The sequence below is a fragment of the Micromonospora sp. SL1-18 genome, assembly GCF_047921505.1.
Lineage (GTDB): Bacteria > Actinomycetota > Actinomycetes > Mycobacteriales > Micromonosporaceae > Micromonospora.
This window is the reverse complement of record NZ_JBLROA010000015.1, coordinates 114,359-125,218: the sequence shown is the minus strand read 5'-3', so window position 1 is coordinate 125,218 and position 10,860 is coordinate 114,359. Positions and strand designations below refer to the sequence as shown.

Annotated in this window: 11 protein-coding genes; 9 read left to right on the top strand and 2 right to left on the bottom strand. The window is 70.7% G+C overall.

The features are described from left to right. Nucleotides 1-42: 42 nt before the first annotated feature. The 4 genes from ACNAW0_RS10370 to ACNAW0_RS10355 all read left to right on the top strand — a co-directional run bounded on the left by ACNAW0_RS10370 (nt 43) and on the right by ACNAW0_RS10355 (nt 3,840). The gene (locus ACNAW0_RS10370; RefSeq protein ID WP_416287521.1) at nt 43-807 is read left to right on the top strand and encodes an ABC transporter ATP-binding protein; all 765 of its coding nucleotides are present in this window, start codon (nt 43-45) and stop codon (nt 805-807) included. Beyond that, on the top strand, nt 792-2,492 hold the full coding sequence (locus ACNAW0_RS10365; RefSeq protein WP_416287520.1) for an ABC transporter permease: 1,701 nt from the start codon (nt 792-794) through the stop codon (nt 2,490-2,492). Before ACNAW0_RS10370 ends, ACNAW0_RS10365 begins: the two co-directional genes overlap by 16 nt. A gap of 150 nt (nt 2,493-2,642) precedes the next feature. Further along, nucleotides 2,643-3,167: a TetR-like C-terminal domain-containing protein gene (locus tag ACNAW0_RS10360; RefSeq protein WP_416287519.1), complete on the top strand. Its 525-nt coding sequence runs from the start codon at nt 2,643-2,645 to the stop codon at nt 3,165-3,167. Between the two features lie 19 nt (nt 3,168-3,186). Then, nucleotides 3,187-3,840, top strand: coding sequence for a hypothetical protein (locus tag ACNAW0_RS10355; RefSeq protein ID WP_416287518.1), 654 nt, complete (start codon nt 3,187-3,189; stop codon nt 3,838-3,840). An 82-nt stretch (nt 3,841-3,922) separates the two neighbouring features. Here the strand turns inward: ACNAW0_RS10355 and ACNAW0_RS10350 are convergent, their stop codons facing one another. Together ACNAW0_RS10350 and ACNAW0_RS10345 are read right to left on the bottom strand one after the other, a co-directional pair. Continuing rightward, nucleotides 3,923-4,117 carry a DUF397 domain-containing protein gene (locus ACNAW0_RS10350; RefSeq protein ID WP_416287517.1) on the bottom strand — a complete coding sequence of 65 codons (195 nt, stop codon included), beginning with the start codon at nt 4,115-4,117 and terminating at the stop codon, nt 3,923-3,925. Continuing rightward, nucleotides 4,114-4,899 carry a helix-turn-helix domain-containing protein gene (locus ACNAW0_RS10345; protein ID WP_416287516.1) on the bottom strand — a complete coding sequence of 262 codons (786 nt, stop codon included), beginning with the start codon at nt 4,897-4,899 and terminating at the stop codon, nt 4,114-4,116. The genes ACNAW0_RS10350 and ACNAW0_RS10345 overlap by 4 nt, the downstream gene beginning before the upstream one ends. A gap of 611 nt (nt 4,900-5,510) precedes the next feature. Between ACNAW0_RS10345 and ACNAW0_RS10340 the strand changes: the two genes are divergently transcribed. The 5 genes from ACNAW0_RS10340 to ACNAW0_RS10320 all read left to right on the top strand — a co-directional run bounded on the left by ACNAW0_RS10340 (nt 5,511) and on the right by ACNAW0_RS10320 (nt 10,764). After that, nucleotides 5,511-6,248 (top strand): flavin reductase family protein, encoded by a 738-nt coding sequence (locus ACNAW0_RS10340; protein WP_416287533.1) that lies wholly within the window; start codon nt 5,511-5,513, stop codon nt 6,246-6,248. Between the two features lie 154 nt (nt 6,249-6,402). Continuing rightward, a complete protein-coding gene (locus tag ACNAW0_RS10335; protein WP_416287515.1) occupies nt 6,403-6,771 on the top strand; it encodes a DUF485 domain-containing protein in 369 nt (122 codons plus the stop codon). Further along, entirely contained in the window at nt 6,749-8,422 is a 1,674-nt protein-coding gene (locus ACNAW0_RS10330; protein WP_416287514.1) for a cation acetate symporter, read from the top strand. Before ACNAW0_RS10335 ends, ACNAW0_RS10330 begins: the two co-directional genes overlap by 23 nt. Before the next feature lie 64 nt (nt 8,423-8,486). After that, nucleotides 8,487-9,467 carry an NAD-dependent epimerase/dehydratase family protein gene (locus ACNAW0_RS10325; RefSeq protein WP_416287513.1) on the top strand — a complete coding sequence of 327 codons (981 nt, stop codon included), beginning with the start codon at nt 8,487-8,489 and terminating at the stop codon, nt 9,465-9,467. Nucleotides 9,468-9,540: 73 nt separating this feature from the next. After that, a complete protein-coding gene (locus ACNAW0_RS10320; RefSeq protein ID WP_416287512.1) occupies nt 9,541-10,764 on the top strand; it encodes an LCP family protein in 1,224 nt (407 codons plus the stop codon). Nucleotides 10,765-10,860 lie beyond the last annotated feature (96 nt).

Genomic DNA, 10,860 nt, shown 5'->3' with positions numbered 1-10,860 from the left:
CGGCCGGAGCGGCAACTGGCCTCGGCCGGATAAGTTCGGGGCATGACCGATCAGCCCTCCGCACTGTCCCTTCGTGGCCTGGCCAAGCGGTTCGACACCAAGATCGCCGTCGCCGGGGTCAACCTGGACGTGCCGGCCGGGTCGTTCTACGGGCTGCTCGGCCCGAACGGGGCCGGCAAGACCACCACCCTCTCCATGGCCGTCGGCCTGCTGCGGCCCGACGTCGGCCAAGCCTGGGTGCTCGGGTACGACGTCTGGGCCGACCCGGTCCACGCCAAGAGCCTGCTCGGCGTGATGCCGGACGGCGTACGGCTCTTCGACCGGCTCAACGGGGCGGAGCTGCTGGCGTACCACGGCCTGCTGCGCGGCATGGACCCGGCGGTGGTCGACCAGCGCGCGGCGGAGCTGCTGGACGTGCTGGCGCTGACCGACGCGGGCCGGACCCTCGTGGTCGACTACTCGGCGGGCATGAAGAAGAAGATCGGGCTGGCCTGCGCGCTGCTGCACGGCCCCCGGCTGCTGGTGCTCGACGAGCCGTTCGAGGCGGTCGACCCGGTCTCGGCGGCGCTGATCCGCGACATCCTGCACCGCTACGTCGTCGGTGGCGGCACCGTCGTCTTCTCCAGCCACGTCATGGAGGTGGTCGAGCGCCTCTGCTCGCACGTGGCGATCCTCGCCGACGGGCTGATCAAGCGGGTCGGCACCCTCGACGAGGTACGCGGCGCCCGGTCCCTGGAGGAGGTCTTCGTCGAGGTGGTCGGCGGGCGGACCGCGACCGGCGAGGAGCTGTCGTGGCTGTCCCGGTGACCGCGCTCGACCGGCCGGCCCGCAAGGTTTCCGCCCGGCACTTCGTCCGGCTCAAGCTGCGGGTGCTCGGCAACAACTTCCGCGGCCAGGGGTGGCGGATCGCGCTCTTCATAGTCGGCGTCGTGGTCGGGCTCTGGGCCGCCACCGGTGGCTTCTTCGCCCTGGCCGCTCCCGGTCTGGCCGGCGAGCCCCGGTACGCGCTCATGGTCGCGGCCTTCGGCGGGGGCCTGCTGGTGCTGGGCTGGCTGCTGTTGCCGCTGGTCTTCTTCGGCGTGGACGAGACCCTGGACCCGGCCCGGTTCGCGCTGCTCCCGCTCTCCCGCCGCACCCTGGTCACCGGCCTGTACGCCGCCGCCCTGGTCAGCGTCCCGGTGCTGGCGACACTGATCGCGGTTGCCGGGCTGGTGGTCACCGCCGGTTTGCTGGGCGGCTGGACGGCCGCGCTGGTCGCCGCCGTCGGCGCGGTCGCCGGGCTGCTGCTCTGCGTCGCCGCCGCCCGCGCGGTGACCAGCGCCTTCGCGACCATGCTCCGCTCGCGCCGGGTACGTGACCTGGCCGCGGTCCTGCTCGCGATGCTCGCCGCGCTGCTCGGACCGTTGCAGATCATGGTGCTCGCCGCCGTCCGCCGGGCTGACTGGGACCGGCTGGCCGGCGCGGCCCGCGTGGTCGGCTGGACCCCGTTCGGGGCGCCGTGGACCGCCGGGATCGACGTGGCCGAGGGCCGGGCCTGGGCCGCCGCACTCAAGCTGCTGATCACCGCGCTGGCCGTCGGCGGGCTGCTGTACTGGTGGTCGCGCTCGCTGGAGTCGGCGATGGTGGGTGCGGCCAGCGCCGGCCCGCCGCGGAACCAACACAAACACGGCACGGTCGGCGGTGCGGTCACCCAACTGTTCCCGCGGGCCGTCGCCTGGGCGCGGCGAGACCGGTTCGGCGCGCTGGTGGCCCGGGAGTGCCGCTACTGGTGGCGGGACGCCCGCCGGCGAGCGAACCTGATCACCATCGCGGTGGTCGGCATCTTCGTACCGGTGATGGTCAACCTGGGCGGCTCCCAGTTCGTCGAGGACGGCGGGCAGGCGTTCGGCGAGGCGGCCGCCAACTCGTCACCGGCGCTGGTCAGCCTATCGATGATCTTCGTCGGGGTGATCGCCTCGGTCACCGTGGCCAACCAGTTCGGCTTCGACGGCAGCGCGTACGCGGCCAACGTGGTGGCTGGCGTGCCGGGGCGGCTGGAGCTGCGCGCCCGGATGACCGCGTTCGCGATCTACGTGGTGCCGCTGCTCAGCGTGGTAGCGATCATCGTGGCCACCGTGCTCGGGCACCCCGAGTGGTTGGGGGTGATGGCCGGCACGCTGTTCGCCGCGTACGGCGGCGGGCTGGCGATCAACGGATTCATCTCGGTGCTCGGCGCGTACGCGCTGCCCGAGACGACCAACCCGTTCGCCATGAACACCGGTGCCGGGGTGGCGAAGAGCCTGCTCACCCTGCTGTCCATGATCGCCTCGGCGGTCGTGACGGTGCCCATGGTGGTCGCCGCAGCGCTGCTCGGGGAGGCCTGGCTCTGGCTGGCCCTGCCGGTCGGCCTGGCGTACGGGTTGGGCGCCGCACTGCTCGGCGCGTACCTGGCCGGGGACGCGCTGGACCGCCGCCAACCGGAACTGCTGGCCGCCGTCACCCCCCGCCGCTGAGCGAGGTCCGGCTCCCGGCGGTCGTGTTCGGGCCGCCGGGGCCAGGTTGACCCCCTCCAGCTAATGGCATTAGCCTATTAGCTATGCACATGTTCCTGTTGCTGGTGGGTGATCTCCGTGCCTAGGCCACGCCTGTCCACCGCCCGGGTCGTGGAGCTGGCCCTGGCGGTGATCGACGAACAAGGGCTCGAGCACCTGACGCTGGCGGCGGTGGCGGCTCGCGCCGAGGTCGCCACGCCGTCGCTGTACAAGCACGTCGCCAGCCTTGCGCAGCTGCGGAGCCTGATCGGCGTACGCGTCATGGAGGACCTGGCCGAGCAGCTCACCCTCGCCGTCGTCGGCCGCAGTGGCGACGACGCCGTGGCGACCCTGATGCGCGCCAGCCGCGCCTACGTGGTGCGACACCCCGCCCGCTACGCGGCGATACCGGCCGACCCGCTGCACGACCCCGCGACGCAGGCAGCGGGAAACAGGCTGCTTCAGGTCTTCTTCGGCGTGCTCCGCGCCTACCGTCTGGAAGACTCCGCAGCGATCCATGCCATTCGATGCCTTCGCGCCATCATGCACGGGTTCACGTCCCTCGAGGCCGCGGGCGGATTCGGCCTGCCCGAGAACCTGGACGACACCTACGAGCGGTTGATCCAGATGTTCATCGCCAGCATCCCCCGCCCCTGAAACGGCAAAGGAGCCCCTCATGTCCATGACCCGTACCCGGGCCGGCGCTGTCGCCCTCGCCGCCGCCGGCCTGCTGTTCATCCTCTACCCAGCCACCCGCCCATGGGCCGACGAGACCACCATGGCCGGCGCGACGGAGGCGATGAGTTCACCCGCATGGGTCGCCTCCCACCTGTTCGCGATGATCGGCTTCATCCTCCTGCCACTGGGTCTGCTCACCCTCCCCGACGCGATGCGGCACGGTCGGGGTGGCCCGCTCGCCCTCGCCGCCGCCGTGACCACCTGGATCGGCGCGGGCCTCACCCTGCCCTACTACGGCGCCGAGGACTTCGGCCTGCACGCCATCGCCACCCGCGTCGCCGACGGCCAGCCCATCGACCTGCTCGACCTGGCCGAGACCGTCCGCTTCCAACCAGCCGCCGCCACCACGTTCGGAATCGGCCTGGTCACGCTGGCCGTCGGTGCGGTAATGGCCGGCATCGCGATCTGGCGATCGGGTGTCCTGCCGCGATACAGCGGCATCCCGCTGGCGGCGGGCTTCGTCCTCTTCCTCCCGCAGTTCTTCACGCCGCCGGCGGTCCGGATCACCCACGGCGTCCTCGTGGGGATCGGCTGCGCGTGGGTGGCGGTCACCCTGTGGCGGGCCGCGAACCACCCGCCCCGCCACCCCTGAGATCGCGTTCGAACCGGGATGTGGTGGCCTCGCGGGCAGCCGAGGCCACTGCTTCCGGGATCGAGCGTGACCTTGGGCTCCCTCAGTCCGGTTGGCCGCTCCGGAGCGCGGTGATCAGGGTGCGCCAGGCGCCGGGGGTGAAGGAGAGCGTCGGGCCGGAGCGGTCCTTGCTGTCCCGGACCAGCACCACCCCGGGCAGGTTGTCCGCCACCTCGACACAGTTGCCCTCATTGGCCGACCGGGTCGACTTGCGCCAGCGGGGCGAGGCACTCGTCATGGCGTCACCTTAAGCTTGTTGATCAGGTCGATCGAGGCACTCTCGCTGAGCGCCTCGCCGAGCAGATGCTCCCACTTCCGCTGCACCAAGCCTATCCACTCCGGATAATCGGCGATCTGCCCGCGCGCCGCGTTGTCGAGGCAGAGCAGGCGTTCGTTGCCGGGCAGCTGCGCGAGCACGAAGCCGCCGCCCATTGAGGCGTGCGCGCCGACGGCGAGCGGCAGGACGTGCAGGCGCACCGGCGGCAGCTCGACGGCTTCCAGCAGCCGGCCGAGCTGCCGGTCCATGACAGCTGGGCCGCCGACAGGTCTACGCAGCGCACTCTCGTCGATGACGAACACGCATTCCGGTGGGTCCTCCCGCTGGAGCAGGCGCTGCCGGCTCATCCGGAGGTTGACCAGTTCCTCCACCCGATCGCTCCGGTACAACCCGCCCGCCGACGCGACCGCGCGGGCGTACTCCTCGGTTTGCAGGAGGCCGGGAACCAGACATGGCTCGAAGTAGCACAGCCGGGCGGCCTGCTGCTCGTGGTCGGGCCACGACTCGAACCAGGAAGGCCCGCCCCTTGCCTCGCTCTCCTCGAGCATGCCGGCGAGGAGGCCGCCGGTGCCGAGGGACTGGTCGGCGGCGACGGCGAACTCCATGGTGGGCCGGCGGCGGCCGGTCTCGATGGCGGCGACCGTGGACGGGCTCCATTTGATCAGGGCGGCCAGCCCCTCCTGGGAGACGTCCGCGCCGGCCCGGGCGGCCTTGAGCGCCCGGATCCACATCTCGATGTTCATCCTTACGTCTCCGGTAAGTACGTGACTGCGCTGCGTAGTAAGCCCTGGCATCCTCCCCTGTCCGGGCCGTCGAGTCCAGGGTGGAGACACGCGGCCCGGCTGGTGGAGGCGACGCCCGGCGGTCGGGTCCTGCGTCGGGTCGCCTCGGCCATTCCCCCGGCCGGGGCGGCCCCCGAGCCCTCGGGGAGGTAGGCGATGTTCGGGTTCATCAGCCGCAGGAACGCGGCGCTGTGGTCGTACCGGAGAAAGAAGCCGGCGGTGACGACCACGCGACCGGCGGGATCAGGCCCGAGCGGCCCACGGGGCGGCCGAACCCGGCACCGACGTGGGCCAGCGAGCCGACGATCGCGTTTCCACGACCGGGCCGGGCCGGGCCGGGTGGTTGACGCCGGCCCAGGCCTGGCGGGCCAACGGCGGCCGCTGGTGATCGTTTCCTGGGCGAGCCGCGGCCGGGAGGCACTGGCCCCCGCGAGCCTGATGTCTGTGAGACATAAATACGTCTCTGCGTCATCACGCTCATTCGACGAGCCGCCTCCCGCGGTCGACACGCCGGAACGGGTCGACACGCCGGAGCGAGAAGGTGAGCGGCGGTGAGGCGGGCGCATCTGCCGATGCGGCCGGTGTGGCGGTGCCGGGCGTGCGGGGCGCACTGGCCGTGCCAGCCGGCCCGGCTCGGTCTGCTGGTCGAGTACCGGCACGACCGGACGGCGCTGCTGGTGTACCTGGGCGTGCTGATGGCCGAGGCCGGCGAACAACTCGGTTCCGCCACCGGCCTGCACGAGCGCTTCCTCGCTTGGGCGCGGGCCCGGAGCGGCACAATGTTCCACGTGAATCATGAGCCGGGCGCGGAGATCCACCACACCGATCCGTTCGCGGTGCCGGCCGGGCAGCGGTCGCCGGTACGCCGGCTGCGCGGGCGGCTGGCCGCCCCGGTGACCCTGTGGACGGCTCCCGGGCCGGCAGGCCTGACCGTCTCGTCCACCCTGGTCGCCGAGGGGGAGCCGGACCGGCTGCTCGGGCTGATCGACCCGGAGTCGGACCTGTGGGCGGCCGTCGAGGGGGCAGGGCGGTTCGCGGTCGCGCCGCTGGGCCCGCCGCATCGGCAGCTCGCCGACCGTTTCGCCGGCCTCTTCCCGTCCCCCGGCGGACTATTCGCCATCGGCTCGTGGACCGACACCCCGTACGGCCCGGTGCCGTCGGACGCGGGCGGGTGGGCCGGCTGCCGACTCGACGCCGGCCGGGAGTACGGCTGGGGCCTGCTGGTCGAGGCCACGATCGAGGCGGTCGACCTGGCCGAGGAGACCGACCCGCTGCTGCACTACCGGGGGCGCTACCGCGAGCTGAGCTGACCGGTGAGCGGAGTGAGCTGGGTCACTCGGCGCAGGGGGGCGACCGCTCGGCGCAGGGGGTGACCGAGCTCAACCTGCATCTTCCCGGGCGGGGAGCGCGCTCTCTACCGTGCGCGAAACTCCCCTCACGCCTTGCGAAGGTGGTGATCCACAGATGTCCACGGACACACCCGCGTCCGCACCGGCCGAATCCGCGGCGGAGCGGTATCTCGCCGTACAGCAGTCGGACGAGTTCGCCGGGTTGCGGCGTACGCTGCGCGGTTTCGTCTTCCCGATGACGGTCGCGTTCTTCCTGTGGTACGCGCTCTACGTCATCCTCTCCGCGTACGCGCGGGGCTTCATGGGCGCGAAGCTCTTCGGGCACGTCAACGTCGCCCTGGTCTTCGGCCTGCTCCAGTTCGTCTCGACGTTCGTCATCGCGTGGCTCTACGCCCGGTTCGCCGACCGCCGGATCGATCCGGTCGCCGACCGGATCCGCGCCGAGATCGGGGAGGTGACCCATGACGACGGTCCTCGCGGCTGACGCGGGCAGCACCACCGCCCGCAACCTCACCATCACGCTCTTCCTGGTCTTCGTGGCGATCACGCTCGCCATCACCGTCTGGGCGAGCCGGCAGACGAAGACCGCCACCGACTTCTACGCCGGGGGTCGCTCCTTCTCCGGCTTCCAGAACGGCATGGCGATCGGCGGCGACTACATGTCGGCCGCGTCCTTCCTCGGCATCGCCGGCATCATCGCCCTGTACGGCTACGACGGCTTCCTCTACTCGATCGGTTTCCTGGTCGCCTGGCTGGTCGCACTGCTGCTCGTCGCCGAACTGCTGCGCAACTCCGGCCGCTACACCATGGCCGACGTGCTGGCGTTCCGGATGCGCCAGCGCCCGGTCCGGACGGCGGCCGCGGTCTCCACCATCACCGTGTCGATCTTCTACCTGCTGGCCCAGATGGTGGGCGCGGGCGCGCTGGTCGCGCTGCTGCTCGGCATCAAGCCGGGCACCACCTTCCTCGGCATGGGTGCCGACACCGCGAAGGTCGCCACCATCCTCCTGGTCGGCGCCCTGATGATCATCTACGTCACGGTGGGCGGCATGAAGGGCACCACGTACGTCCAGATCGTCAAGGCGTTCCTGCTGATGACCGGCGCGATCGTGATGACCCTGCTGGTGCTGGCGCACTACAAGTTCAACCTCTCCACCCTGCTCGGCGACGCGGCGGCGGCATCGGGCAAGGGAGAGCACTTCCTCAGGCCAGGCCAGCGCTACGGCGTGGAAGTGGCCGGCAATGCGACGCAGACCTTCTACAACAAGATGGACCTGCTCTCGCTCGGCATCGCCCTGGTGCTCGGCACGGCCGGCCTGCCGCACATCCTGATCAGGTTCTACACGGTGCCGACCGCGAAGGCGGCCCGCAAGAGCGTGCTCTGGGCGATCGGCATCATCGGCACCTTCTACCTGCTGACCCTGGCGCTCGGCTTCGGCGCGGCGGCGATGGTCGGCGGCGAGGCGATCAAGGCCCAGGACAAGGCCGGTAACGCCGCCGCGCCCCAGCTGGCCGAGGCGCTGGGCATCAAGTTCCTCGGCGGGGACCTGGGCGGCGCCGCCCTGCTGGCGATCATCGCGGCGGTCGCCTTCGCCACCATCCTGGCGGTGGTCGCCGGGCTCACCCTGGCCTCGTCGTCCAGCCTGGCGCACGACTTCTATGCCAATGTGGTCAAGGACGGCCAGGTGTCGGAGCGGCAGGAGGTGAACGTCGCCCGGATCTCCGCCCTGGTGATCGGCGCGATCTCGATCGTCCTGTCGATCTTCGCGCAGAGCCTGAACGTGGCCTTCCTGGTGGCGCTGGCCTTCGCGGTGGCCGCCTCGGGCAACCTGCCGGCGATCCTCTTCAGCCTGTTCTGGAAGCGTTTCAACACGTCCGGCGCGGTCTGGGCGATCTACGGCGGCCTGCTCGCCGCCGTGGTGCTGGTCTTCTTCTCCCCGGTGGTCTCCGGCGCGCCGACGGCCATGTTCCCGGAGCACGACTGGCACTGGTTCCCGCTTTCGAACCCGGGCATCATCTCGATCCCGTTCGGCTTCCTCTGCGGCTGGATCGGCACCCTGCTGTCCAAGGAGCACGACGAGGAGAAGTACGCCGAACTGGAGGTGCGCGCACTCACCGGCGCGGGCGCGCACTGACGACGCAACCTCGATGGGCCGGAGCCGTCGGCTCCGGCCCATCCGCATGAGTAGGCTGGCCCGCATGAACGTTGCTCCCCGATTCGAATCCGGACACCGGGTCCTCGTCACCGGCGGCGCCGGCTTCGTGCCGTCACACCTGGTGGACCGGCTCATCGAGCGTGGCTGCACGGTCGTGGTGCTGGACAACTTCGTGACCGGCGCCAAGGAGAACGTGGCCCACCTGCTGGAGAAGCCGACGTTCACGCTGATCGAGGCGGACATTTCCGACGGGCTGCCGACCCATCACCCGGCCATGGCCGAGCGGTTCGACGCGATTCTGCACATGGCCTCCCCGGCCAGCCCCACCGACTTCGAGAAGCTGCCGGTGGAGATCCTGCGGGTCGGTTCGGTCGCCACCCTGCACCTGCTGGAGCGGGCCACCGCCGACGGCGCCCGGTTCCTGATGGCCTCCACCTCCGAGGCGTACGGGGACCCGAAGGAGCACCCGCAGCGCGAGACGTACTGGGGCAACGTCAACCCGATCGGCATCCGGAGCGTCTACGACGAGGCGAAGCGCTTCTCGGAGGCGGCCACCATGGCGTACCACCGCAGCCGGGGCACCGACACCGCGATCGTCCGGATCTTCAACACGTACGGTCCGCGGATGCGGCCGGACGACGGCCGCGCCATCCCGACCTTCGTCTCACAGGCGCTGCGTGGCGAGCCGATCACGGTGCACGGCACCGGCAGCCAGACCCGTTCGATCTGCTACGTGGACGACCTGGTGCGGGGCATCCTGCTGCTGCTCGACTCGACCGAGACCGGCCCGATCAACTGCGGCACCGAGCACGAGATGTCGATGCGGCAACTGGCCGAGACGATCGTGTCCCTCACCGGAAGCAGGTCCGAGGTGAGCTACATCACACGAGCCGCCGACGACCCGGAGAAGCGTCGCCCCGACCTCACGCGCGCCCGCGAGCTGTTGGGATACGAGCCCACCGTGGCACCCGAGGACGGCCTGCGACGCACGATCGAGTATTTCCGCGGGCGGCTGGGGTACTGATCCCGGCCGGAAGGATGTTGACACCCGGCTCCGCCTGAAGGCGAGACTGGCCCGCTCGGCCTACCCTCGGTACATGTCAGCGACCACCTCTACCGGCTTTCCGCTTCCATATCTGAGTTGGAACGCGGGCCGCGCCCAAGTCCCCGCCCCTGGCTGGGGCACCGCCGGCCGCGCCCGCGTCACCGAAACCAGACCGTTTCCGTCGTACGACGAGGGGCCGCGCCCGGGCGGGCCGGCGGGCCCCGGTGGGCCCGGCGGCTTCGGCGGTGTCCCCGGGCGGGGTGGTCCCCGCCCGCGCTGGAGGCGGATCGCCCTGGTGGCCGGCGTGTCGGTGCTGGTGCTCGCGTTGCTCGGCGGCGCTGGGGCGTGGCTCTACGCCAGCAACCTCAACGACGACCTGCGCCGCACCGACCCCTTCTCCGAGATCACCGGCGGGCGGCCGACCAAGAAGGTCGACGGCACGCTCGACATCCTGCTGGCCGGCACCGACTCCCGGGATCCGGACGCCCCGATGGACAAGGCCGGCAAGTGGCGCGCGGACACGCTGATCCTCATGCACGTCCCGGCCGATCACGACAAGGCCTACCTGGTCTCCATCCCGCGTGACCTCTACGTGCCGATCCCGGAGAACGCCGGCGCGTCCTGCGACTCCGGTTCGCGCAACAAGATCAACGCGGCTTTCGCGTGGGGCGGTCTGCCGCTCGCGGTGAAGACCGTGGAGTGCTTCACCGACGTCCGGATCGACCACGTCATGGCGATCGACTTCGGCGGGTTCAAGGATGTCACCGACGCGCTCGGCGGCGTGGACCTGAAGGTGGACCGGACCATCACCTCGATCCACAAGCCGCACCGGAAGTTCACCAAGGGCGTGAACCACATGAACGGGGCCGAGGCCCTCGACTGGGTGCGCCAGCGCAAGCAGTTCCCCACCAGCGACTTCGCCCGCATGCGTCACCAGCAGGAGTTCCTCAAGGCGCTGATGGACAAGGCGGCCAGCACCGGCACATTGACCAACCCCAAGAAGCTGGACGAGTTTCTCAAGGCGGTCACCAAGGCGGTGACGGTCGACCAGGAATTCTCCCTGACCGACATGGCGCTGCAGTTCCGGAACCTGCGCAGCGAGAATCTGACCTTCCTCACCAGCCCCAACCGAGGCGGGCAGAACGTCGGCGGCCAGTCGGTGGTGGCCTCCGACCGGGAGAAGGCGGCGGCGATGTACCAGGCCATGGCCACGGACAGGATGGCCGACTGGGTGCAGGCCAACCAGCCGGCCGACGGCACGGGCAACGGCAACTGACAACGTTCCGAATGCACTCGGCCGGTCGGTGGTCAAGGGTCGCCTCACGGCGAGCCAACCGCCGACCGGCCGCTTTCAACTAGCCGTTCAGTATTG